The sequence below is a fragment of the Caulobacter sp. S45 genome (assembly GCF_009765965.1).
Taxonomy (GTDB): Bacteria; Pseudomonadota; Alphaproteobacteria; order Caulobacterales; family Caulobacteraceae; genus CAHJWH01.
Map to the genome: position 1 here is coordinate 2,651,433 of NZ_LMUL01000014.1, position 24,814 is coordinate 2,676,246.

The following is a 24,814-nucleotide window of genomic DNA, read 5'->3' on the forward strand; positions in this document are numbered from 1 at the left end:
AACATAATTCTCATAGTCAAGCTGCGGTCAATGGTTGTGCCGGGGGGGCTTCGCGGCCACCCCGCGATATTTGACCGCCATTTCCATTACCGCGCCCGTGTCGAGCTGTCCCACGGTTGAGCGATAAAGCTCTTCCCAAGGCGTGTGGCTCTCGGGAACCAGCGGCAGGCCATCGGCCTTGCGGCGTTCGATCTCCGCATCGCCCACCAGCATGTCGCACCGTCCCGCTTTCAGGTCGATGCGGATGAGGTCGCCGGTACGCAGCCAGGCCAGGCCGCCGCCTATAGCGCTTTCCGGCGCCGCATTCAGGATCGAGGGGCTGTCGGAAGTGCCGGACTGGCGGCCGTCGCCCAGCGTCGGCAGGCTGGTGATCCCGCGCTTCAGCAGGGCGTCGGGCGGCTGCATGTTGACCACCTCGGCCGAACCGGGCCAGCCGATCGGGCCAGAGCCGCGGATCACCAGGATGGTGCGCTCGTCGATCCCCAGCGACGGGTCGTTGATGCGGTCGTGATAATCGTCGGACCCGTCGAAAACCACCGCCTTGCCTTCGAACACATCCGGATGGGCGGGGTCGTCGAGGTAGCGGGCGCGGAACTCCTCGGAGATCACGCTGATCTTCATGATGGCGAAGTCGAACAGGTTGCCCGACATCACCAGGAAGCCCGCCGCCGGCTGGATCGGCGTGTCGTAGGCGGTGATCACCTCGCGGTCGCGGCTCTCCAGCCCCTTGATGTTCTGGGCCAGGGTATGGCCGGTGACGGTCATGGCGTCGCCGTAGAGTCGACCGGCGTCCATCAATTCGCACAACACCGCCGGCACCCCGCCCGCGCGATGGAAGCGCTCGCCCAGGTATTTTCCCGCCGGCTGCATGTTGACCAGCAGCGGTACATCCAGGCCGTATTCGGTCCAGTCGCCGGGCTTCAGCGTCACCCCGGCGTGGCGGGCGATGGCGGCCAGATGCGGCTGGGCGTTGGTCGATCCGCCGAGCGCCGCGATCGCCGCCACCGCGTTCAGGAAGGCCGGGCGGGTCAGGATGTCGGAGGGGCGCAGGTCCTCGTAGGCCATCTCGACGATGCGCCGCCCGGTCTCGTAGGCGATCTGGCCGCGCTCGCGATAGGGGGCGGGGATGGCCGCGCAGCCGGGCAGCGACATGCCCAGCACCTCGGCCACGGCGTTCATGGTCGAGGCGGTGCCCATGGTGTTGCAGTGGCCGAGCGAGGGGGCCGAGGCCGCCGCCGTCTCCAGGAATTCCTGCTCGTCGATCAGGCCAGCCGCCAGCTTGCGGCGCGAGCGCCAGATCGCCGTACCCGACCCCGCCAGCTCGCCGTCGTGCCAGCCGTCCAGCATCGGCCCGCCCGACAGCACGATGGCGGGGATATCCACGGTGGAGGCGGCCATGATCCCGGCCGGCGTGGTCTTGTCGCAGCCGGTGGTTAGCACCACCGCGTCGATCGGGTAGCCGTAGAGGATCTCCACCAAGCCGAGATAGGCCAGGTTGCGGTCGAGCGCGGCGGTCGGTCGGCGGCAGTTCTCGAAGATCGGGTGGACCGGGAACTCCATCGGGATACCGCCGGCGTCGCGGATACCGTCGCGGACCCGCCGGGCCAGCTCGACGTGCACCCGGTTGCAGGGGGTCAGGTCGCCGCCGGTCTGGGCGATGCCGATGATGGGACGGCCGGACCGAAGCTCCTTCAGCGTCAGGCCGTAGTTCATGAACCGCTCCAGATACAGGGCGGCCATGTCGGCGCGGTGGGGCGCGTCGAACCAGTCCTGCGAGCGGAAGCGGCGGGCGGGCTTGGTGGAGTCAGTCAAGGCGCAACTCCGCTTGCGGCAGTCCTGGAACGTCGACGGTGAAGCTGAACAGGCCGCCGGCCTGGGGTTGGGCCGCGCGCTCGGCCGTGTCCAGCCCCTTCCAGGCGGTGGTGGCGTAGACGGTCTTCAGGTCGTCGCCGCCGAAGGTCGGCTTGGTGACGTTGGCGCAGGGGAAGCGGACCTGGGCCAGCAGCTCGCCGGTGGGCGCATAGCGGCGCAGGCCCCAACCGCCGAACAGGCCGGTCCACACGCAGCCCTCCGCGTCGACCGCCGGACCATCCGGATAGCCCGCCCCGTCCTCGATCGCGGCGAACACCCGCCGGTTGGAGACATTCCCGTCCTGGCCGAGGTCGAAGGCGTAGATCAGCCGGCCGAGCGTGTCGGTGTGATAGAGCACGCCGCCGTCCGGGCTGAAGGCCGGTCCGTTGGTGATGACGTAGTTCCAGTCCACCGCCACCGGCGCCCCGCGCGCCTCCAGCCGGTACAGCGCGCCGCTGGAGGCGGTCTCGAGGTCGTGCATCGACCCGAACCAGAGCCGACCTTGCGCATCCACGCAGCCGTCGTTCAGCCGGTTGTCCGGCAGATGCGCCTCGACCGTCGACAGCAGGGTGAAGGCGCCGCTCTTCGGGTTGAACCTGTGCAGCCCGGTCTTCAGCCCGACCAGCCAGCCACCGCCGGCGATGGGGGCCAGGAAGCTCGGGTTCGACGGCGCGTCCCACGACCGGCGTGCGCCGGACACGGTGTCGAGGCGATGGATGCGCCGACCCTTGATGTCGACGAACCAGACCGCCTGCTCGGCCGCCGACCAGACCGGGCCTTCGCCCAGCTCGGCGCCCACGTCCCAGACGCAGTCGGGTTGCGCGACGTCGGCGATGGCGGGGCTAAGGCCGGCCGGCATGCTCAGCGCCAGCCCGCGTCGATCCAGTATTCGTGGCCGGTGCACATGCGCGCGTCGTCGGAGGCCAGGAACATCACCAGCGAGGCGACGTGGGAGGGGTCGATGCGGCCCTTCAGGCACTGGGCGGCGACGATCTCGGCCTCGCCTTCGGGCGTGTACCACTTCATCTGGCGCGGGGTCTTGACGTTGCCGGGCGCGATGCAGACCACCCGCGTCCCGTCCGGTCCCAGCTCGCGGGCCAGCGCGCGGGTCATGCCCTCGATACCGGCCTTGGCGGTCTCGTAGAGCACTAGGTCGGGCAGGCCCAAGTGCCAGGAGATCGAGCCGAAGTTGATGATCACCCCGCCGCCGGCCGCCTTCATCCCTGGCGCGACGGCCTGGGCGCAGAACAGCATGTGGCGCAGGTTGACGTTGATCCGGTCATCCCAATAGGCGGGCGTGACCTGGGCCAGGGTGTGGCGGTCGTCGTTGCCGGCGTTGTTCACCAGCACCTCGACCGGGCCGATCTCCTGCTCGATCTGGGCGAAGGTCGTCTTCAGCGCGCCCAGGTCGGTCAGGTCGCAGGCGAGGAAGCGCGGGGCGACAGGGGCGTCGGCGAACCGGGCGACGAGGGCGCGAGAGTCCGCCTCGGCCACGTCCAGGAACACCACCTGGGCGCCTTGGCGCACGAAACCTTCCACCAGGCCGGCCCCAATGCCGGACCCGCCGCCGGTGACCACCACCCGCTTGCCCTTGAGACTGGGATAGATGGCCGAGGAGGACGAACTCATCGGCGCGACCCCTGCGCCAGCGCCTGGGTGTTGAACATCGCCGCCATGCGGGTCCTTCTCGTGAAGCATCGCGATCTCGCTCACGCGACCGCCTCGGGTGCGCGCGCCGAAAGCAGGCCGCGTGCGGCCAGGTTGCGCATCAGCTCGCCGATGCCGAACCGCCAGGGCGGTGCGGCGTCGCAGTTGACGACCTTGTTCTCCAGCACGCCGAGCCGCTCGTTGGAGACGCGCACGATGTCGCCGGTCTTGTGGGTGAAGCCCTCGCCGGGCGCCCCGCGATCCTCGATGGGCGCGAACATGGTGCCGAGGAACAGCGCGAAGCCGTCCGGATACTGGTGGTGCTTGCTCAGCGTCTGGCCGACCAGCTCCAGCGGGTCGCGGCTGATCAGCTCCATCGAGCTGGAGCCCTCGAGCCGGAAGTTATCCTGGCCCTCCACCTCCAGCCGGACCACGGCCTTGCGCACGTCGTCCAGGGTGTAGTCGCCGTCGAACAGGCGGATGAACGGGCCGATGGCGCAGGAGGCGTTGTTGTCCTTGGCCTTGCCGAGCAGGAGAGCGCTGCGGCCCTCAATGTCGCGCAGGTTGACGTCGTTGCCGAGCGCCGCGCCGCGCACCTGGCCGGTCGTGTCGACAGCCAGCACGATTTCCGGCTCGGGATTGTTCCAGGCGCTGTCGCTACGCACGCCGACATAGTCGCCCCAGCCGACGGTCGACAGGGTCGGCGACTTGGTGAAGATCTCCGCGTCGGGCCCGATCGCCACCTCCAGGTACTGCGACCACAGGCCGTCGGCGATCAGGGCGGTCTTCAGCTTGGCGGCCTCGGGCGAACCCGGCTTCACCGTGCGCAGGTCCGAGCCGACCCGGTCGCGCAGGGCGTCGCGGATGGCCTGGGCCTGGCCGGCGTCGCCGCGCGCACGCTCCTCGATCACCCGCTCCACTGCAGAGACCGCGAAGGTGACGCCGCTGGCCTTCACGCACTGCAGGTCGAAGGGGGACAGCAGGCGGCGCGCGGTGCGGTCGCCATCGCTCCAGGCCGGGGCGAACTCGAAATCCTCCACCGGGCCGAGGTCGCGCCCTCGGACCTCGAGCAGGTCGGCGCGGGCTAGAAGCTCGGCGGTGGTCGGGGCGATGGCGGAAACGTCCTGCACCCGTCCGTTGCGCACGAGCACAGGCGTCGGGCCTTCGGGAACGGCGATGCGGCCGAGCAGGACCGCGTCACGCCAATCGGCCGGAAGATGTTGAATCATGACCTGCTCTGGAAAGGCTTGAACCGAGGATGGCGAGAGAAACCACCCTGAACTCTGATAGCGCTAACCTCGCCTGCCGTCATGAGATGTCAACTGCTTTACGCAGGACGTGGCGGGCTTGAGGACTGACGCTCCACCAGGGTGTGCGGCACGATCACGTCGGTGGGTTCCGGAGTCCGGCCGTCCTTGGCGGCGCGGGTCTCGCGCAGCAGCAGGTCGATGGCGGCGGCGGCCATGGCGCTCACCGGTTGGCGCACCGTGGTCAAGGCGGGCCAGAGCGTGGTGGAGATCGAGGTATCGTCGAAACCGACCACGGTGAGGTCGCGGGGCACGTCCAGCCCCCGCCGGTGCGCCACCGACACCACGGCCGCGGCCATGTCGTCGTTGCTGGCGAAGATGGCGGTGGGGCGGACCTCGGCATCCAGCAGCCGCTCGGCGGCCTCAAGGCCCGAGGGGAAGGTGAAATAGCCCTGCACCACCTCGGCCTTGGCGTCGGGCGCATGGCGCAGCGCCGCGCGGAAGCCGGTCAGGCGTTCGGCGCTGGCGGTCTGGTTGGGGTGGCCCTTGATGAAGCCGATCCGACGGTGGCCGAGATCGAGCAGGTAGCGGGTCATGTCTTCGGCCGCTGCCCGGTCGTCGACGCGCACGCAGGACAGGTCGCTGCGGAACCGGCCGGTGGCCACGCCCACGGTGGCGATGCCGGCGGCCTGCAACGCTTCGCGCACGGTATCGGATTCGCTGAGCGGCGGGGGCAGCACCACGCCGGTCACGGCGCTGTCGATCAGCCGTTGCACCGAGATGCGCTCGGCGTCGGGGTTGCTGGCTTCGCACTTGACCAGCAGCAGTTCCGCGCCTTTGCCCGCGCTCTCGTCCAGCACGCCGACCAGGAATTCGCTGAGATAGGCGGCGCTGGGGTTGCTGTAGATCACCCCGATGCGGACATGCTCGGCGCTGGCCAGGTTGCGGGCGGCGAGGTTGGGGACGTAGTTCAACTCCCGCACGGCCAGCAGCACCGCCTCGCGGGTGCTCTCGCGCACGTTCTTCTCGTCGTTGACCACCCGAGACACCGTCATCGGCGAGACGCCCGCAAGGCGGGCGACGTCGTTGATGGTGATGACGTTTCGCGTCCGTCGAGTGGACCTGTTCATTTGCATCTTCCGGCTCGTCCTAAGGCGCACAGCTTTGGAACAAGCTTCTTCCAGACAGGCGCGTCCGGCAATCGCTATGCCAACAGAGAGGCGTCACCTGATTTTCAATCGCCTCCACGCAGGAAAGGCGTCGGGTCGAAGGCGAGTTTTCGTACATTCACATGTAATCATACAAGGTGGCTTCCTGTATGGTGATGTGATCTGGATCGAAGCGGATGCTGCGGCCTTGATTGCTCTCGTCCCCGTTCAGCCGGCGAACGTCCATCAGCTTTCCGTCTATGATTTTCTTCTCGATAATCGATTCTATTCCGACCTGATGCGAGGCGTCGCCGCGCGGGTCGCCAAATCTGATCTCGCACCCCACGCCGACAATGAGAAAGCGATTCGTTTCCATCGGGATGATCAGGGCGCCGAACGATCGGCGAGCCTCGATGGAGGTCGATGTCGAGGACAGGCCGTCCGGCGCTCCGGGCGCGGCTGTCAGGTGGTTTGCGGCTGGACCGCCCGCGAAGCCGATTTCCAGCTGGTATCGCCCAAGCCGAATCGTTTGGGACGCGGCGTTGACGACCCCATCGTATGAAACGGGCGTCGAGACGCTGACGACGTCGGCGGGATGTTGCGTAAGCGGAACCGCCAGGGCCTTCAGGATGGCGTAGGTCTCGCGGATTCCCCCGTCCTTCTCCGGCGCGACGTTGTCGATCGAGAAGGGACTGAAGCCGATGGCGTGCAGGCTCCCGAAGCTCACCAGAGCGTTCACCGGCATCTGCGCCCAGCCGGCGCGGCCGGCTTCGGGAATGAACATCACATTGCCCGGGCGCGCATAACGGCTGGCCCAGTCGTCGAAGTTGGAGAAGTAGATGTCGGGGGCGATGAAATCGATGGAGGGCGTGGCGGCCTTCCAGATGTCGAGCAGGTGCGGGAGCGGGCCGCCGCTGGGGTACTGTCCCGGTTGCTTGCCTGGGCGGATCAGGGCGGCGTTCAAATAGAGGGGGAGCGGGTAGGCCGCCTTGCCGGCTTGCGCCACCTTCTGGGCGTAGGTGGCGAAGCCCCAGGCCGCGAAGAATTCATCGGTCTGAACGCCGGGGCCGAACACCTCGGTCCAGTCGCCCTGCGTCTTCTCGCCGTTCATCTCCCAGGCGCGCCGCAATTCGGGAGCGAGTTCGGCGCGGTGCGCCTGCATATAGGCGAGCAGTTCGGCGGGGACGGCGGCATGGAAGGCCGCCTCGGCCTGGGGGCTGTGGTCGCGAGCGACGGGGATCATGCCCATCTCGTTTTCCACCTGGACCATCAGCACGGTATGGTCGGCGTCGTCCGTCTGGGCCAGGCGTCGCATCAGGGCGGAGAAGGCGCGCGCATCCGCTTCGGCGTTCGCTGGGGCGTAGGGTGTGAGGATCTCCTGGGCCTGCCCGTCCTGCACCCGCGCCCTGGGGAACTGGGCTTGGTCCCGCTTGACCCAGGCGGGGACATAGCTGGACATGCTGTTCTTCCAGCTCCCGAACCACAGCAGCACCAGTTTCAGGTGATGCTCGCGGGCCGCGTGGACCAGCCCGTCGAGGTGCGAGAAGTCGAACCGCCCCGGCTGCGGCTCCAGCTGTTCCCAGGATATCGGGACGAGAAGGGTGTTGACGCCGAGCGCCTTGGTCCTCTCCCAGACCGGAGCCATGTAGCCAAGATCCGAGGCGCTGGAATTGGCGAGCTCGCCGCCCAGGATCATAAAGGGGGACCCGTCGACGACGAGTTGGCTCACCCCATCCGTGGACCGAAGGTGGGGCATGGGCTCCGCCGCCGACGGCGCCTTGGAAAAGGCCGGCGGCGCGACCGCCAGGGTCAGCGCGGTCGCCAACATGGCGCACCCCACCCAGCCCTGTTTGGAGCGTCCACCCCCGGGGGTCATATGGCTGGGTTGCGGCGCGCTCATCTGTCCGGTGTCTCCAACCCATGCCGACCCATCGACCGCCCCTTTATCGCCGCCAGCTTCGTGGCGGGTCGGGAGGGACGGCCGAGGTGTCGCTTGCAGATTAGAACTTCGCCCTCATCCCAACGATGTATTCGGGCCCCGGATAGTAGACGCTGTAGGGCGCATTATCGTGGCCGAACACCGTGCGTTGGATGGAGTTGTTGATGTTGATGGCGTTGAAGGTGATCTGGAACGCCTTGTTGTGCCATGGCAGCGTGTAGTTGGCCGCCAGGTCGAGCTGACCTTCGGGATCGGCGATGAGGGGGAGGTTGACGTTGTTTTGCGGCGCGGCGGCGGTGACGCGGCCATCCAGGTAGGTGTAGGTGATGTGGACCGAGACACCGTAGTTCTCATAGTAGCCGCCAAGGGTGTAGTTGTTCTTGCCGATGCCGGTGGCCACCGCGGCCGAACCATCCGAACTCTGCTCGATATGGGTGTAGTTGCCGTTGAAGCCGAAGCCGGTGAGCCCCCACAACAGGCGCTTGGTCAGGAAGTCCAGCGGCTGGACGTAGGTCACCTCGGCGCCCCGGATGTGCAGGGTCTGGCTGACATTGGTGGTGGTCTGCAGGGTGATCGGGGAGTTGGGCTGCAGATTGAGCAACTGTTGCACGCTGCTCAGCGACGAGACGGGGATGTTCAGGGAGCTGAACGGCACCTGGCTCTGGACAGTTTGGGTGAAGCCGTCGATGTCCTTGGCGAACAAGTCCAGGCCGATGAAGCCCGGGCCGCCGGTGTAGTATTCGCCGCCGATGTCGGCGTTGTTCGAGTAGTAGGGCTTCAGGGTTGGATTGCCCTGGCTGGCGACCTGTCCCGACGGGTCGCTGAAGGTGACGCCCGGCAGCAGCAGGTCCGGGTTGGCGCGGGTCATGGTGCGAGACCCGGCGATGCGCAGCACCAGGTGCTGGGTCAGGTCGATGGCCGCGTTGAACGAGGGCAGGAAGCCGTCGTAGTGGGTCTTGAAGGTCTGGAACGAGAAGGCGCCGTTCAGCTGTTGCGGACCGACGATGGTCTGCTCGGTGCTGAAGTAACGGATGCCGCCGTTATAGCGGAGCTTGCGGGTGAAGAAGTCGCTGACCCCGTTCAGCTCGATATAGGCGCCGTTGGTGGCTTCGTCGATGGTGCCCGACGGCGTGGCGGTGGCCGAACTGAGCGTGAAGGGCGCGGTTTGGTTGAAGAAGGCTGTGTTGGCCGCCTTCTCCAGCAGGGCGTAGTTCGGCTGGATGAAGGACTGGAAGCCGGCGGGGATGCCCGACTGCCTCAGGACGCCGCCGTCGCCCGGCGCGTATAGAGACGCGAGTTCGGAATTGGGGATGTTGGCCGCGGCGAAGGCCTGGGCGTTGTTGCTGTTGTCGTAGGCGGTGATCTCGCGATAGGCGTCGTCGTAGGCGTAACCTATCTTGATGTTGGTTTCCTTGTCCCCGAAGGTCGCGTCGAAGTGGGCGCCCTTCTCTTCGGTGACCCGTTTGATGTTCTGGATGCGGAAGGAGTCCAGCTTGGCCGCATTGGCCGGATCGTTCAGGTTCCCGCTCGGCGTGATGATCGGGAAATTGCCGTTCGACGGGTTGCTGTAGTTCACGGTCATCGGGCCGGTGTCGACGATGAAGTCGTCGTCGGTGCGGAAGAAGGTGCTCTTGTTATAGTTCACCTGCCCGTCGAGGGTGATCCAGTCGTTCACCTTGTAGTCGAAGCTCGGGTTGAGGTTGTAGAAGTCGACCGTTTCCTTATAGGGCTCGGCCTCGTTGAAGAAGTTCGCGTTCTGGAGCGTGGCCTGGGTCACGACGTTGTTCGAGTCCGCGGTGACCGCCACCGGGACGATCCCGGTGGAATTGCGGATGGCCAAGTCTTCGTCGAGGCGGTTGAAGTTGCGGTCCGCATGCCCCCACAAGGCGTCCATCGTGAAGTGGAGGTTCTCCATCGGCCGGTACTCGCCGGAGATCAGGGCCGACACCCGGTCGCGGGTGCCTTGGATCAGCGCCTCGCGGGCCAGGCGGGGGAACAGATCGTTGCTGAGCTGTTGCAGCGACTGGCCGGAGGTGGCGGCCGCCGCGTTTCCATTGCCGAAAGTGAAGCCCTGGCCCTGGGTGCCGCAGCCGGTGCACTTGATGGTGGGGGTGGTGTAACCCACCGTCTCGTAGCCGTCGGTGCGGAAGTTCTGCGCGGCGCCGGCGACGCCGACCAGGATGCCGAACTGGTCGCCCCAGGTCTTGCTGGCGATCAGGGCGCCCTCGGGGCTGCCGCGGTTGTCCTCGGTCCGGTCGCCTTCCTCGAAGGTCATGGTGATGTGCTGGCCCGGCGAGTCGAAGGGACGGGCGTTGACCATGTTCACGGTGCCGGCGATGCCGCCCTCGACCACGTCCGCGGTCGAGGTCTTGGCCACGGTCAGCTTGGTGAAGAGTTCGGTCGGGAACATGTCCAGATCGACTTCACGGTTGGAACTGCCTGATCCCAGAGGGCCGTCGGAGGCGACCTCGATCTGGGAGCCGTTCAGCAGGATCTTGGTGAAGCTGGGTCCCAGGCCGCGGATCTGGATCTGGGTGCCTTCGCCGTCGACATCGCGGGTGAGCTGAACGCCAGGAATGCGGTTCAGGGCTTCGGCGATGTTCAGGTCGGGGAATTTGCCGATGTCTTCGGCGAAGATGGAGTCGGTGAAGTTGACCGAACTGCGCTTGGTCGTCGCCTGATTGGTCAGGGCGCGGCGATAGCCCGTCACCACGACTTCCGACGCGAGCGTGCCGGAAGTCGTGGTTCCCTGGGCCGGCGCACCGAGGCCGTTGGCGCCGGCGCTGGTTATCGGCGCCGAAGTGTCGCTGGCCGGAGGCGTGGACGTTGGAGCGGCAACCGCTTGGCCGCCGGCGCCTTGCGCATTTGCCGTCTGGGCCAGCGCGCCTGAAGCCGCGCCGCCAGCCAGAATCGTGGCGCCGAGCAAGATGAGGCGCGCGCGACGGCCGCCCCGCAGAGCTTTGTAGGTCATGGTTTCCTCCCCGTACCCGTCGTACGCGCCGTGTCTTCTTTGGACAGGTGCGTACACATTTCGACCCTTGTGGGTCGTATCTTGATTTAGCGATTGCTCGACCTGACCAATCCTCGGCAGATCGAAATGATAGCGTTCACATTGGAAACGTTATTTAGCCGCACGCCAGATGTCAATACGGCCTTTTTCACAATTCCAATCCGTTTTGACGGAGGTGTCGATATTCTCGCGCCATACCTTCTCAGTGGGCCGTGCCGGCGGCGAACGGGAATTGCAGCCCCTCGTAATAGGCGAGCGGATGTTCCGGCGCCGCGTACCCGGTGGGCAGGGGGCGTTTGGAGAAGGTCTGGAAGTAGGCGATGCAGGCGTCCCGCCACCAGCGGGCCTCTTTTTCCTGGATGCGAAGGAAGGTGGCGGTCTGCGCGAAGCGTTCGGGGTCCACATAGGCGCCTAGCCCCGCCCAGGTCGCGCCCATGTCGGCTGTTTCCGAGACCCCGCGGCTGTAGCGCGCCACCATCTCGTCCCACAGGGTGCGGCCGGACGTGGTGCGGGCGTCCCAGGACACGTGGTGGAACCATAACAGGAAACGGTCCTGGTTGGCGGGGTCGTCGAAGGCCTTGACCGCTTGGGACGTGTACTGAGCAACGGCGTCGCTGCCCGTCGCCGTCCGGTCGAAGCCGATCCCCTTGTCGTCGGCCTTGTTGAAGTAGACCGAGGTCCAGTCCGGGCGCGGACCGCCCGCCACCCAGGGCCCGGGGCCATAGTGGCTGCTGCGCGCCATCTGGTGGTGCAGGCCGAGCGGGGTCATGTAGTCCACCGCCGCTTCGCGCGACCCCATCATCATGCCCACCACCGGCCGCACGAAGGCCGGGTCGTTGCTGAACGTCATGCGCGTCCAGTCCTGGGCGATCTCGCGCGAGGAGGCCGTCGGGTCCCAGGCCAGCCGGCCGAAGGCGTACCAGTTGGCCTGGTCGAAGATCGAGCCCGACCAGTTCCGATCGGTCCCCGTGTTGGCGACTCCGGCCATGCCGGTCAGGGCGTGACCGTCCAGCTCGCCGTCCACCACCTTGGCCACCGTCGAGCCCGGCCCCTTGGCGTAGGTGTCGGACCTCAGCGTCTCCTCGAACAGCGGGGCGAGGTAGACCAGGTGGGTCGAGAAGCCGAGGTATTCCTTGGTGATCTGGAATTCCATCATCAGCGGCGTCCTCGGCATCGCCCCGAACAGGGGATGGAAGGGCTCGCGCGGCTGGAAGTCGATGGCCCCGTTCTTGACCTGGACGATGACGTTGGCGTCGAATTGGCCGTCCAGCGGCTTGAACTCCGCATAGGCCTGCTTGGCGCGGTCGTCGGGCACGTCCTGCGAGTAGACGAAGGCGCGATACATCACCACGCCGTGGTGCGGCGCCACCGCCTGGGCCAGCGCGTTGGCGCCGTCGGCGTGGGTGCGGTGATAGTCCTGCGGCCCGGGCTCGCCTTCGGAGTTGGCCTTGACCACGAAGCCGCCGAAATCGGGGATCAGCGCGTAGATCTCATCGGCCTTGGCCCGCCACCAAGCCTTCACCTGCGGATCGAGCGGGTCGGCCGTCTTCAGCCCCCCGATCTCGATCGGCGCGGTGAAGCGGGCCGAGAGATACACCCTGACCCCATAGGGCCGGAACGCATCGGCCAGCCCGGCGGCCCGACGCAGGAACAGCGGCGTCAGGCTCTCTGCCTTGGCGTTGACGTTGTTCAGCACCGTGCCGTTGATCCCGATGGAGGCGTCGGCGCGGGCGTAGTCGGTGTAGCGCGGGTCGAGATAGTCGGGCAGCTTCTGCCAGTCCCACAGCGAGGCGCCGGCATAGCCGCGCTCGATCGTGCGATCCAGATTGTCCCAGTGATTCAACAATCGCAGCTTCACCTTGGGTGCGTCGGCGATATCGAGGCGGTCCAGGGGCTGGCGGGTCTGGATCTGGCGCAGGAAGCGGAAGGCGCCGTACAGCACGCCGATGTCGCTGTTGGCCGCGATCACGGTGACGTGGCGGCCCTGGATGACCACGCTGCGGATCAGGTAGCCCTCCGGTCCGAGGGGCTGCAACGGCAGGTTCAATTGCGCGATCAGGGGCGAGGACGCCGGGGTGCCGAACACCACCGCGCCTTCCGACGGCGCGCTCTGGGTTGCAGGGACGGTTTCGGCCAGCAGGCCATCCAGGCCATGCTGAAGCTCGGTCCTGACTGCGGCCAACTGGGGCGACGGCGTCGCGCCGACCAGGGCGGCGGCTTCGGCGCGATAGCGGGCCCGCCAAGCCGTTTCCACGGGGCGGTAGCGCAGCCACAGGTCGTAGCCGTCTTCGGCCTGGGCGGCTGAGGCGGCGGTCAGCAGGGCGCACCCGATTCCAACGACCGAGATCGTCCGCGCGACAGACTTGAGCATCTGCGTTCACCTCCCCGGTCGCCGCGCCTTATCGCCCGCCTTCGCCGCTTGGCGCACGGTTCAAACCGCTTCGCCGGCATTGACAAAGGCTGGCGTCCACTTATCGTGATAGCGCTAGCATTGCAGGGGTGGACATTGATCCCGCCATGCGAAAAAGACAAGGCGTGTAAAGCGCCGGGCGAGAGGAAACTTAGATCGAGCCTCTGGCGTGCTCTCCAAGCGCCGCCGTGGCTAGTGGTCAATCCAATTCAACACACGCCGGCGCGATCTGCTTTCGCGCCGGCGTGATCGGATGAATCCAGCACATCGGATGGGATGATGATCAAGATTACGGGCGCGAAGGTGATCGTCACCTGCCCAGGCCGCAACTTCGTCACCCTGAAGATCGAGACCGACCAGGGCGTCTATGGCCTAGGCGACGCCACCCTGAACGGGCGTGAACTGGCGGTGGCCAGTTATCTGACCGACCACGTCATCCCCTGCCTGATCGGGCGCGACGCCCATCGCATCGAGGACATCTGGCAGTTCCTCTACCGCGGGGCCTATTGGCGCCGGGGTCCGGTGACCATGAGCGCGATCGCAGCGGTCGACATGGCGCTGTGGGATATCAAGGGCAAGGTGGCGGGCCTGCCGCTGTACCAGCTGCTGGGCGGCGCGAGCCGCGACGGCGTGATGGTCTACGCCCACGCCAACGGCGTCAGCATCGAGGAGACGCTGGAGCGGGCCGAGCACTACATCGCCCAGGGCTACAAGGCGGTGCGGCTGCAATCCGGCGTGCCGGGGCTGAAGTCCACCTACGGCGTGTCCAAGGACAAGGACCGCTATGAGCCCGCCGACGCCGACATCCCGTCGGAAAACCTGTGGTCGACCGAAAAGTACCTGCGCTCGGTGCCGGCCCTGTTCGAGGCGGGGCGCGAAAAGCTGGGCTGGGACGTGCATCTGCTGCACGACATCCACCACCGGCTGACCCCGATCGAGGCCGGGCGGCTGGGCAAGGACCTGGAGCCCTATCGCCCCTTCTGGCTGGAGGATGCGACGCCCGCCGAGAACCAGGCCAACTTCCGCCTGATCCGCCAACACACCACCAGTCCGCTGGCGGTGGGCGAGGTGTTCAACTCGATCTGGGACTGCAAGCAGCTGATCGAGGAACAGCTGATCGACTATATCCGCGCCACCGTGGTCCATGCCGGCGGTATCACCCATTTGCGCCGCATCGCCGGGCTGGCCGACCTCTACAACGTGCGCACCGGTTGCCACGGGGCGACCGACCTGTCGCCGGTGTGCATGGGCGCGGCCCTGCACTTCGACCTGTCGGTGCCCAACTTCGGGGTGCAGGAATACATGCATCACACCGAGGAGACCGACGCGGTCTTCCCCCATGCCTATAGTTACGCCGACGGCATGCTGCATCCCGGCGAGGCGCCGGGCCTGGGCGTGGACATCGACGAGGCCCTGGCCGCCAAGTACCCCTACCGTCGCGCCTACCTGCCGGTGAACCGGCTGGAGGACGGCTCCATGTACAACTGGTGAGCGCGCCCACCGCCTCGGCCGAGGCCCCCCCGCCGGCCGGGCGGATGCGCTGGGTCGTGTGCGCGGTGATCTTCGCGGCGGTGGTGCTCAGTTACGTCGACCGCCAAGTCATCAGCGTGCTCAAGCCCATGCTCCAGCACCGCTATGGCTGGAGCGAGACCGGCTACGGCGACGTGGTGTTCTGGTTCCAGGCCGCCTACGGGATCGGTTATGTCGTGTTCGGACGATTGGTCGACCGGCTGGGCGAGCGGCTGGGCTATGCCCTGGCCGTGGGCCTGTGGACGGTGGGACACATGGCCCACGCCCTGGTCACGTCCACCCTCGGTTTCGCCCTGGTGCGCATCCCGCTGGCGCTGGGCGAGTCGGGCGCCTTCCCGTCGGCCCTGGCGGCGACGGCGGCTTGGTTCCCCAAGCGTGAGCGGGCGCTGGCCATCGGCATCTTCAACGCTGGCTCCAACGTCGGGGCCATTGTCACGCCGCTGATCGTGCCGGGCGTCGTGTTGGCGTTCGGCTGGCGGGCGGCCTTCCTGATCACCGGCCTGTTCACGGTGATCTGGCTGGCGGTGTGGCTCGGCTTCTACCGCCGCCCGCGCCAGAGCAAGCGCGTCAGCGCCGCCGAGCTCGCCTACATCGAGTCCGATCCCGTGGAGCCCAAGCGGCTGGTGAGCTGGCGTGTGCTTCTGACCACGCGGGAGACCTGGGCCTATGTGCTGGGGCGGTTCCTGATCGATCCGGTGTGGTGGACCTTCCTGTTCTGGCTGCCGGACTTCTTCACCCGCCGCTACGGCGTGGACATGAAGAGCTACGGCCCGCCGCTGGTGGCCATCTACGTCCTGGCCGATGTGGGCTCGGTGATGGGCGGTTGGGGATCCTCACGGCTGATGCGGCGGGGCTGGGGCGTGAACGCCGCGCGCAAGACCGCCATGGCCGTGTGTGCGGCTGTGGTGTTCCCGGTGGCCTTCGCCGGCTTCGCGCCCAGCCTGTGGATCGCCGTGCTGCTGATCGGCCTGGCCTGCGCCGGGCACCAGGGCTTCTCGGCCAATGTCTACGCCCTGCCGTCCGACCTGTTCCCCCGCTGGGCGGTGGGGTCGGTTGCGGGGTTGGGCGGTCTGGCGGGCGCGCTCGGCGGTATGCTGATGGCCAAGTACGCGGGCTATATTCTGCAGACCTTCGGGAGCTACGGTCCAATCTTCGCGGTGGCGGGCGTGACCTATTTCGCGGCCCTGCTGGCGATCCATCTGGTCACCCCGCGCTATGCGCCCGCGCAATTGCGGGACGAAGCGGCTTGAGCCGACGTTTTAGAGGAAGCCGAAGGCTGTGAGCGACGCTCCCCGTCCCCGCCTGTCCAACGCCACCCTGGACAGCCTGTCCGCCGCGGTCGAACGCCCAGGCTATGACCGCGGAGCCGTGCAAGCGGGCGTGGTGCACCTGGGCGTCGGCGCCTTCCATCGTGCACACCAGGCCGTGGTGTTCGACACCCTTATCCGGCAGGGCGACCCGCGCTGGGGCGTACGCGGCGCCTCGCTGCGGTCGGCTGGCGTGCGCGACCAGATGAACCCGCAGGACGGGCTGTACGCCATGACCGTGCGCGACGGGACCGACGAGCGCGTGCGCGTGATCGGCGCCGTCAAGGACGTGCTGGTCGCGCCCGAAGACCCGTCCACCCTGGTCCACGCCCTGGCCGCGCCCCAGACCCACCTCGTCACCCTGACCATCACCGAGAAGGGCTACAAGCTCGACCCCGCCACCGGTAGCCTGCTCGAGGACGACGCCGAGGTGGTGGCGGACCTGGCCGACCTGTCCCACCCCCGCACCGCGCCGGGCTTCCTCACCGCCGCGCTGTCGCTGCGCAAGGCGCGCGGGCTGAAGCCGTTCACCGCCATCTCCTGCGACAACCTCCCCCACAACGGCGAGCGGCTGAAGGCCTCGGTGCTGGCGATGGCGAGGCGATCCGACCCGGCCTTGCGCGACTGGATTGAAGCGGAGGGCGCCTTCCCCCAAACCATGGTGGACCGCATCGTCCCCTCGACCACGCCGGAGGATATCGAGGCGATGGCCGCCCGGCTGCGCGTGCTCGACCTGGCCATGGTCAAGACCGAACCCTTCCTACAGTGGGTGATCGAGGATCGCTTCGCCGGTGAACGGCCCGAGCTGGAGGCGGCCGGCGTGCAGGTCACGACCTCCGTCGCGCCCTGGGAAGAGGCCAAGCTGCGGCTGTTGAACGGCGCCCATTCCGCCATCGCCTATCTCGGCGCCCTGTCGGGCCGGACCTTCGTGCACGAGGCGACGGCCGACCCGGCGTTGCGCGCGTTCGTGGAACGGTTGTGGGACGAGTCCGCCGCCACCCTGTCGCCGCCGCCCGGCCTGGACGTGGGCGCCTATCGCCAGGCGTTGATGGCGCGCTTCGACAACGCCTCGCTCAACCACCGCACCCGCCAGATCGCCATGGACGGCTCCCAGAAGCTGCCTCAACGCCTGCTCGCCCCGCTGGCCGAGCGTCTGTCTAAGGACGAACCGTTCGAGGCCCTGGCGCTGGCGATCGCGGCCTGGATGCGCTGGCAGGGCGGGCGCGACGACGCCGGGGCGGCTTTCGCCGTGGACGATCCCTTGGCGGCGATCACCCGGCGCGCCTATGACAGCGTCCCGGACGCGGCTGGGCGCGTGGCGGCTTTGCTGGCGATTGAGACGATCTTCCCGCCCAGGCTGGCCGCGGCCGAGCCCGTTCGACACGCCCTCACGCAGCAGCTCGACCGGCTGGACCGCCTGGGCGCCCAGGGTGCGGTGGAGGCGTTCGGCCAGCCGGATTGAGGCTGGGCGCGCTGGCCTTGCGGCTGGCCCCGCGTCGCCGCACAAGACATCAGCGACAGGAAAATGGGGCGGGGCGGATGCGGCGGTATGGGGTTCTGGCCGGGGTGACGCTGGCGGTCGCCGTCGCGGTGGGCGCGGCCAGGGCGGGGGATCTCGATGGCGTCTGGGTGGTCGGGACCACGCCCAGCTTTCCCGGCGTGCGCATGTTCGAAATCCACGCCGGCCCCAGTCCGAGCGGGACCCTCACCACCGACTGGTACGGGGCCATGCCGATGCGCAACCTGCGCATCACCGGCGATGTCGCCAGCTTCGAGATCGACAACGGCAATCCTCGCCTACAGGCCCATACCTGGACCGCCACGCGCCAGGGCGACGGCGTGCGGCTGGTCGGCGATATCTGGTACCAGCACGTTGACGCCAGCGCTCATGCGGGGTCCGAGACCGAGCGCCACGCCTTGGCCTTCACGCTGCAGCCGCCGCCCATGGTCCTGCGCGCCCTGTCGTCCAATGGCCTGGCGCGTACCCCGCCGATGGGCTGGAGCAGCTGGAATAAATTTGCGACCAGGATCGACGACGTCGCCGTGCGCCAGATCGCCGATGCCATGGTCGCCTCGGGCCTGCGCGACGCCGGCTATGTCTATGTGAATATCGACGATGGTTGGCAGGGCGCGCGCGATGCGAACGGCGTGCTGCAACCCAACGCCAAGTTCCCCGACATGGCGGGGCTGGCCCGCTACGTCCACGCGCGAGGCTTGAAGCTCGGCCTGTACAGTTCGCCGGGACCGAAGTCCTGCGCCGGCTATGTCGGCAGCTACGGCCATGTCGTCCAGGACGCGCGGACCTGGGCCGGCTGGGGCGTGGACTACATCAAGTACGACCTGTGCTCGGGCGAGGGCTTCTATCGCAGCCCGACCGAAATCCGCGCGACCTACCAGGAGATGGGCGCGGCGTTGCAGGCCACCGGTCGGCCGATCGTGTTCAGCCTGTGCGAGTATGGCCGCGCGGACGTCGGCTCGTGGGGTCGCCTGGTGGCCGGAAACCTGTGGCGCACCAGCGGCGACATCAAGGACAGCTACGACAGCATGGCCGCCATCGGCTTCGACAAGGGCGGCAAGCCCGAGGACGCCGGTCCCGGCGGCTGGAACGACCTGGACATGCTGGAGGTCGGCAACGGCGGCATGACGGCGGACGAGTACCGCACCCATCTCAGCCTCTGGGCCATGCAGGCCGCGCCGCTGATGACCGGCAACGACCTGCGCACCATGACGCCCGAGACCGTGGCCCTGCTGACTGATAAGACCATGCTGGCCATCGACCAGGACCCGCTGGGCCGCCAGGGCCGCCGCCTGTTCAAGCGCGGAGACCTGGAGGTCTGGACCCGGCCGCTGGCGGACGGCGCCATGGCGGTAGCGGTGTTCAACCGCGCCGCCCAGCCGCTGGACGCAGAACTGAGCTGGGAGGAGCTCGGCGTGGCGGCGCCTGCGCGGCTGACCGGGGCGTGGACAGCGGCGCCGGTTGAGCGCTCCGCCTCCGGGTTCAAGGCCAGCGTGCCCACCCACGGGGTGGTGCTGCTGCGGGCCGGTTGACCCGCGTTCGTGCGTGATCTGCCCTGCTGGCCTGCAGGCTTGTTCTCACCTAAGAGAGACGGTTATCTCGTCACGTATAATAGGGTCTCCATTGGCCGATCTGGCTTTGATCGCTGCGCAGGACAGTGCCCATGCAGCATGGGCCGCGATCGGCTGGTCTAGAGCTTCATTCTGGGGTTCGGTGATCGTCGGGCTTCTCAGCATTGGGGTGAACGGCGTTCTGGCTTGGTTAGCCTTCGACGGACCCAGGAAGCAACGTGAGGCAGATCATGAGCTTGCTCGGCAGACGTTCGCGCATGAGGCCGGCAAAATCGTCAATCTTCAGCTTGGCGGACTGAATGTCTGTAAAGCTGTCTACCTTGCAGCGGATGATGCTCTAGCGCTCACCGTGAATGTAACAAATCAGAATGCGTCGGCTTTAAGAGCGAAACGACCCGATCTGGCCATACAAATTAGGCTCTTGGATTATTTCTTGAGCAAAGACATAGCTGATGTCGCCGTCGTGCACGCGATGATGAAAACGAGAGACGGCGCTGTGAATCTCCAAAGCGCCTTGGATTTTCCTGGTCTGCAGGGCGGAGCTACGCAGGCGGCTTTCCAGGACATTGCTCGTGTGATCTCCCATGTACTTGACCAATGCAGCACTGAACGCGGTAGGGTCGAGGAACGAATAGCTGCAGGTTCGGCTTTCATAGATAGTTTGACTTCGTAGAAGAGAGGGGGTGGCAGACTTCGCGCACTGTGTGCGCCTATGAAGCTGCTTTGGCGTTGTCTTTTGCGAGCACAAGTCTTAATCCGGCAACGCTTCTCCCAGCTTCCCGCCCCGGGCTATGAACTGGTCGATCTGGTCGTCCAGCACCGGAAGGGGCACCGAGCCCAGCGACAGCACCTCGTCGTGGAAGGCGCGGATGTCGAACTTCGGTCCTAGCGCGGCCTCGGCCTTGGCGCGCTGGCGTTCGATGTCCATCTCGCCCAGCTTGTAGGACAGGGCCTGGCCGGGCCAGGTGATGTAGCGATCCACCTCGATCTCGATGTCGTGGGGGGCGAGCGCGGTGTTGGTCTTCAGGTAGTCGATCGCCTGCTGACGGGTCCAACCGTAGTGGTGGATGCCGGTGTCCACCACCAGACGGCACGCCCGCCACATCTCGAAGGTCTCGCGGCCGAACTCGTCGTAGGGCGTCTCGTACATGCCCATCTCGCGACCGAGCTTCTCGACGTACAGGCCCCAGCCCTCGCCATAGGCGGAGATGTAGCTGCCGCGCCGAAACGCCGGCAGGCCCTTCTGCTCCCCCGCCAGTTGGAGTTGGAGCGAGTGGCCCGGAGAGCATTCGTGCAGGACCAGGGCGGTCAGGTTGTACAGTGGGCGCGAGGGCAGGTCGTAGGTGTTCATCAGGCACCCGTCCTTGCCGCCCCGACCCGAGGTGTAGAAGGGCGCTATGCTTAGCGGCACCGGGTCGATGCCGAAGCGCTCGCGCGACAGGTGACCGATATAGCGCCCGATCTTGCCGTCTTGCTTCTTCGATATCCACGCGGCTCGCATGAGCAGTTCGTCGCCGGTCTTGGCGTAGAAGCGCGGGTCGGTGCGCAGGAACTGCAGGAATTCGGGGAAGCTGCCCTTGAACCCGCTGGCCTGCATCGTCGCCAGCATCTCGGCATGGATACGCTCGACCTCCTTGAGGCCCATGGCGTGGATCTCCTCCGGCGAGAGGTCGAGCGTCGTATATTCCTTGATCTGGGAGCGGTAGAAGGCCTTGCCGTCGGGCATGGCCTCGGCCGCCAGCGTGGTGCGGGCGTGGGGCAGGTATTCGTCGCGGTAGAAGGCCAGCAGCTTCTGGTGCGCCGGGATCACCGAGCCCTGCACCGCCTTCAGCCCGGCCGCGCGCAGGCTGGCCTGCTCATCCGCCGGGATCGATTTGGGGAAGTTCTTGAACGGCTGGAAGAAGGGGTTGTCCTCGGGCTTGGCCGGGTCGGCCGCCGCCAGGATCGAGCCGTCGCGCCCGACCAGGGTCTCGCGTGGCACGCTGAAGCCGCGCTTCAGTCCCATGCGCATGTTGTCGATCTGCTCGCCGTAATAGCGGGCGATGTCGTTCAGCCGGGCGATGTAGGCCTGGTATTCGCCGGCCGAGCGGAGCTGGCGGCGCGCGCCCGAGGCCAGGCCCGACCAGAACGAGGAGTCGCTGTTGAACGGCATCTCGTAGAGCTTGAACTTCTGGTCGGCGATCAGGCTTTCGAGCTGCTCGCGATAGACCGCCCGGTTGATCTTCTCTTCGGGCGAAAGCTGGTCGACGGGGATGGCGTCGACGGCGGCCAGGGTCTCGGTCCAGTGCTTCAGGCGCGCGTCCTGGCTGGCCGCATCGATCTTCTGCAGGTGGTCGATCCGGGTGGGGTTGTCGTCGAAATCGCCGCCGGCGCGGGCGAACTCGACCTGCCGCCACTTCCATTCGGTGTCGTAGATGGCCTTCAACCGGGCGTCAGCGGTCCCGTCCGCAGCATAGGCCGCAAGCGCGCTCGCCGTCAGCGCCGCCGCGACGCCCAAGATCGCCAAGGTCTTCATCTGTCGTCCCCCTGAAGGTCGGTCAGATTGGACCAGCGTTCCTGCCTCTACAAGCTGTCAGCCGACGGAACGTATACGATATTTGCGTGCGGTGACCCAGGGCGCCTAGGCGTCCACGTCCAGCGAGTAGCCGGCGGAGCGGACGGTGCGGATCGGGTCCATCTCCTCGTCCTTGTTCAGCGCCTTGCGAAGCCGGCCGATGTGGACGTCCACCGTGCGCGCCTCGACATAGACGTCCGAGCCCCACACCGCGTCTAGCAGTTGCTCGCGCGAGAACACCCGGCCGGGGTGCTGCATCAGGTAGTCCAGTAGGCGGAACTCGGTCGGGCCGAGGTGGATTTCGCGGCCGGCCCGTTTGACCCTGTGGGCCACCCGGTCGACCACGATGTCGCCATGGCGCACGCGATCCTCGGCCAGGCCCGGCCGGATGCGGCGCAGCACCGCGCGGATGCGCGCGGTCAGCTCGGTCATCGAGAAGGGCTTGATCACATAGTCGTCGGCGCCGGTGTCCAGGCCGCGGATGCGATCGCTCTCCTCGCCGCGGGCGGTGAGCATCAGGATGGGGACGTTGCGGGTCTCCACCCGGCCGCGCAGACGCCGGCAGACCTCGATGCCGCTGATCTTGGGCAGCATCCAGTCGAGCACGATCAGGTCGGGCAGGCGCTCGTCGACCTGGACCAGGGCCTCTTCGCCGTCGGTGGCCACGCTGACGGCGTAGCCCTCCTTCTCGAGGTTGTATTGCAGCAGGGTGGCGAGGGCGTCCTCGTCCTCGACCACCAGGACATGGGGATTCAAGCGATCAGGCCTCCGGCTCGGCGGGACCGGAGACGCCGCTCCACTTGGGGCGGTCGCCGACGATTTCTTCGCCGGTCACTTCGTAGTGGACGATCTCGGCGATGTTGGTGGCGTAGTCGCCGATCCGCTCCAGGTTCTTGGCCACGAACAGCATGTGGGCGCAGGAGCTGATCGTGCGCGGATCGCTGATCATGTAGGTCAGCAGTTCGCGGAACAGGCTGTTGTAGTGCTCGTCGACTTCCTCGTCGTTCTGCCAGACGTCCATGGCGCGGTCGAGTTCGCCCGAGGTGTAGGCGTCCAGCGAGTCCTTCAGACGCGATGAGACCAGCTTGCCCATCCGCTCGATCGAGCGGGTCAGCGGCGTGATCGGCTCGGCTTCGGAGATGATCAGGGCGCGCTTGGCGATGTTCTTGGCGTAGTCGCCGGTGCGCTCCAGGATCGAGCTCATCTTCAGGGCCGACACCGTGCGGCGCAGGTCCTGGGCCACGGGTTGGCGCAGCGAGATGATGCGGATCGCCTTGCGCTCGATGTCGTGCTGCAGCTGGTCCAGCCGGCTGTCGCGGCCGACCACGTCCTCGGCCAGGGGCACGTCGCGACGGACCACCGCCTCGATGGCGTCGCCCACCTGGGCTTCGGCCAGGCCGCCCATGCGCGCGACCTCGGCCTTGAGCTGGTCCAGCTCCTCGCCGAAGAACTTCAGGGTATGTTCGTTCATGCTCATGACACAAATCAGGGCTGGAGCCGCAGACGAGCCGGAACTTGCCCGCGGAGTGCAGAGGGTGCGCGACGATTTTACGACAGTTTTGTTGCGCAGAGTCTTTTCATGACGATTGAAGACGATTTTTGCGCCTAGCCGCTACGCGGCAACGCCTTCGCCCTTCGATTCGCTCCGAGGGCTGACGGCCGAGCCGTCCGTCGGGGCGGTCGCGACGGTCGGCGCCATGGGCAGGTAGACGCAGAAGGCCGCCCCGCGCTCGGGGGCGCTTTCGACGAAGAAGCCGCCCCGGTGACGATTGATGATGTGCTTGACGATGGCCAAGCCCAGGCCCGTGCCGGTGCGTTCGCCGCTGTTCTGGCCCTCCACGCGATAGAAGCGTTCGGTCAGGCGGGGTAGGTGCTCGCGGGTGAGGCCGCAGCCCCGGTCGTCCACCCGCACCATGGCGAACCGCTCCGCCGCCGCCCGCACCGGGGTCAGCAGGGACATGCGACCGCCATCGGGGGCGGTCAGCCGACCCTCTTCCGGGCGCGCGGCGCTGACGGCCTCGAGCGTCAGGCCCGAGGCGATCTCGACCCGGACCACGCTTTCGGGCGGGGCGTACTTGACCGCGTTGTCCAGCAGGTTCTGCACCACCTGCACGATCTGGTCCCGATCGCCGGCGACCAGGGCCTTGTCGCCGACGGGACCCTGGACCTCGATCCGCACCTGCTTGGCGCTGATCTGGGGCGCCAGGGCGTCGATCACGTCGGTGGTCACCAGGCCGAGATCGCAGCGCCCGGACGGACGGATGTGCTCGTTCAGCTCGATGCGCGACAGCGAGAGCAGGTCGTCGATCAGCCGCGCCATCCGTTCGGCCTGGCGGCTCATGATGGCCAGGAAGCGGTCGCGCGCCACCTCGTCGTCGCGGGCATGGCCTCTCAGGGTTTCGATGAAGCCGGTGAGCGAGGCCAGCGGGGTGCGGAGTTCGTGGCTGGCGTTGGCCAGGAAGTCGGCCCGCATGCGTTCGTTCTGCCGCACGTCGGTCTCGTCGCGCATGATCACCAGCGCCAGCCGGTCGTGCGTGCTGGTGGGGGGCAAGGGCTTGGTCCAGACGCGCCAGAACCGCTCCTGAGGGCCGCTTTCGTAACTGAGGGTGCGAGGCGTGCGCCCGAACAGACTCTCGTCGATGGCTTCCAGCACGCCGGGATGGCGGAGCGCTGTGACCAGCAGCGCGCCGTCGCGGGGGATGCGCAGCAGTTCGCGGGCCTCGGCGTTGGCGAACAGCACGCGTCGCGCCGCCACATCGTCCGCATCGCCGCCGCTGACCAGCAGCACCGGGTTGGGCGCCAGCTCCAGCGCCAGGGCGTAGGTCTCCGCTTCTTCACGCGAGCCGGATACGGCCGGGACCGAGGGATGGACGGGGATGCGGACGGCGCCGGATTCCGCGCCCAGCGCCAGCAGGATTCCCAGCCCGAGCACGATCACGCCCGCCGAACCCACGACCAGCAGGTCGGCATGGCCGGACCAACCCGCCGCCGCCAGGCCGGCCAAGCCAGCCACGGTCGTCAGCAGCACCCGCAGTCGGGGGCGCCGCCGCCCGGCCGCGGCCGTCGTGTCCGCATCAACGCGCG

The 24,814-nt window shown here is 67.2% G+C and carries 17 protein-coding genes; 5 read left to right on the top strand and 12 right to left on the bottom strand.

All coding sequences use genetic code 11. From position 1 onward, the window contains the following. Nucleotides 1-27: 27 nt before the first annotated feature. From GSQ87_RS19310 to GSQ87_RS19345, 8 genes are all read right to left on the bottom strand, one after another. Nucleotides 28-1,812, bottom strand: coding sequence for an IlvD/Edd family dehydratase (locus tag GSQ87_RS19310; protein WP_158917267.1), 1,785 nt, complete (start codon nucleotides 1,810-1,812; stop codon nucleotides 28-30). Then, nucleotides 1,805-2,710, bottom strand: a complete 906-nt coding sequence (locus GSQ87_RS19315) for an SMP-30/gluconolactonase/LRE family protein (protein ID WP_158917269.1) — start codon at nucleotides 2,708-2,710, stop codon at nucleotides 1,805-1,807. Before GSQ87_RS19315 ends, GSQ87_RS19310 begins: the two co-directional genes overlap by 8 nt. 2 nt (nucleotides 2,711-2,712) lie before the next feature. Further along, nucleotides 2,713-3,480, bottom strand: coding sequence for an SDR family NAD(P)-dependent oxidoreductase (locus tag GSQ87_RS19320; protein ID WP_158917932.1), 768 nt, complete (start codon nucleotides 3,478-3,480; stop codon nucleotides 2,713-2,715). Nucleotides 3,481-3,560: 80 nt separating this feature from the next. After that, a complete protein-coding gene (locus GSQ87_RS19325; protein WP_158917271.1) occupies nucleotides 3,561-4,727 on the bottom strand; it encodes a fumarylacetoacetate hydrolase family protein in 1,167 nt (388 codons plus the stop codon). A gap of 98 nt (nucleotides 4,728-4,825) precedes the next feature. Then, nucleotides 4,826-5,875 carry a LacI family DNA-binding transcriptional regulator gene (locus GSQ87_RS19330; protein ID WP_158917273.1) on the bottom strand — a complete coding sequence of 350 codons (1,050 nt, stop codon included), beginning with the start codon at nucleotides 5,873-5,875 and terminating at the stop codon, nucleotides 4,826-4,828. Between the two features lie 157 nt (nucleotides 5,876-6,032). Then, complete coding sequence (locus GSQ87_RS19335) at nucleotides 6,033-7,793, bottom strand: DUF5597 domain-containing protein (RefSeq protein WP_158917275.1); 1,761 nt, start codon at nucleotides 7,791-7,793, stop codon at nucleotides 6,033-6,035. Between the two features lie 100 nt (nucleotides 7,794-7,893). Then, complete coding sequence (locus GSQ87_RS19340) at nucleotides 7,894-10,803, bottom strand: TonB-dependent receptor (protein WP_158917277.1); 2,910 nt, start codon at nucleotides 10,801-10,803, stop codon at nucleotides 7,894-7,896. A gap of 241 nt (nucleotides 10,804-11,044) precedes the next feature. Then, nucleotides 11,045-13,213: an alpha-glucuronidase family glycosyl hydrolase gene (locus GSQ87_RS19345; protein WP_158917279.1), complete on the bottom strand. Its 2,169-nt coding sequence runs from the start codon at nucleotides 13,211-13,213 to the stop codon at nucleotides 11,045-11,047. Between the two features lie 318 nt (nucleotides 13,214-13,531). On the opposite strand from GSQ87_RS19345, the gene manD reads away from it, so the two are divergent. From manD to GSQ87_RS19370, 5 genes are all read left to right on the top strand, one after another. After that, entirely contained in the window at nucleotides 13,532-14,743 is a 1,212-nt protein-coding gene (manD, locus tag GSQ87_RS19350) for a D-mannonate dehydratase ManD (protein ID WP_158917281.1), read from the top strand. Then, nucleotides 14,740-16,032 (top strand): MFS transporter, encoded by a 1,293-nt coding sequence (locus tag GSQ87_RS19355; protein ID WP_254063097.1) that lies wholly within the window; start codon nucleotides 14,740-14,742, stop codon nucleotides 16,030-16,032. Before manD ends, GSQ87_RS19355 begins: the two co-directional genes overlap by 4 nt. A 28-nt stretch (nucleotides 16,033-16,060) precedes the next feature. Beyond that, on the top strand, nucleotides 16,061-17,551 hold the full coding sequence (locus tag GSQ87_RS19360; RefSeq protein WP_158917283.1) for a mannitol dehydrogenase family protein: 1,491 nt from the start codon (nucleotides 16,061-16,063) through the stop codon (nucleotides 17,549-17,551). Nucleotides 17,552-17,628: 77 nt separating this feature from the next. Then, entirely contained in the window at nucleotides 17,629-19,137 is a 1,509-nt protein-coding gene (locus GSQ87_RS19365; protein ID WP_158917285.1) for a glycoside hydrolase family 27 protein, read from the top strand. 91 nt (nucleotides 19,138-19,228) lie between these two features. Then, the gene (locus GSQ87_RS19370) at nucleotides 19,229-19,849 is read left to right on the top strand and encodes a hypothetical protein (RefSeq protein ID WP_158917287.1); all 621 of its coding nucleotides are present in this window, start codon (nucleotides 19,229-19,231) and stop codon (nucleotides 19,847-19,849) included. A gap of 78 nt (nucleotides 19,850-19,927) precedes the next feature. On the opposite strand, the gene GSQ87_RS19375 is transcribed toward GSQ87_RS19370, so the two are convergent. The 4 genes from GSQ87_RS19375 to GSQ87_RS19390 all read right to left on the bottom strand — a co-directional run bounded on the left by GSQ87_RS19375 (nucleotide 19,928) and on the right by GSQ87_RS19390 (nucleotide 24,758). Continuing rightward, nucleotides 19,928-21,691, bottom strand: coding sequence for a DUF885 family protein (locus GSQ87_RS19375; RefSeq protein WP_158917289.1), 1,764 nt, complete (start codon nucleotides 21,689-21,691; stop codon nucleotides 19,928-19,930). Between the two features lie 105 nt (nucleotides 21,692-21,796). After that, a complete protein-coding gene (gene phoB / locus GSQ87_RS19380; RefSeq protein WP_158917291.1) occupies nucleotides 21,797-22,486 on the bottom strand; it encodes a phosphate regulon transcriptional regulator PhoB in 690 nt (229 codons plus the stop codon). Nucleotides 22,487-22,490: 4 nt separating this feature from the next. Then, a complete protein-coding gene (gene phoU, locus GSQ87_RS19385) occupies nucleotides 22,491-23,201 on the bottom strand; it encodes a phosphate signaling complex protein PhoU (RefSeq protein WP_158917936.1) in 711 nt (236 codons plus the stop codon). Nucleotides 23,202-23,342: 141 nt separating this feature from the next. Then, nucleotides 23,343-24,758 (bottom strand): cell wall metabolism sensor histidine kinase WalK, encoded by a 1,416-nt coding sequence (locus GSQ87_RS19390; RefSeq protein WP_254063098.1) that lies wholly within the window; start codon nucleotides 24,756-24,758, stop codon nucleotides 23,343-23,345. Between the last annotated feature and the right edge of the window lie 56 nt (nucleotides 24,759-24,814).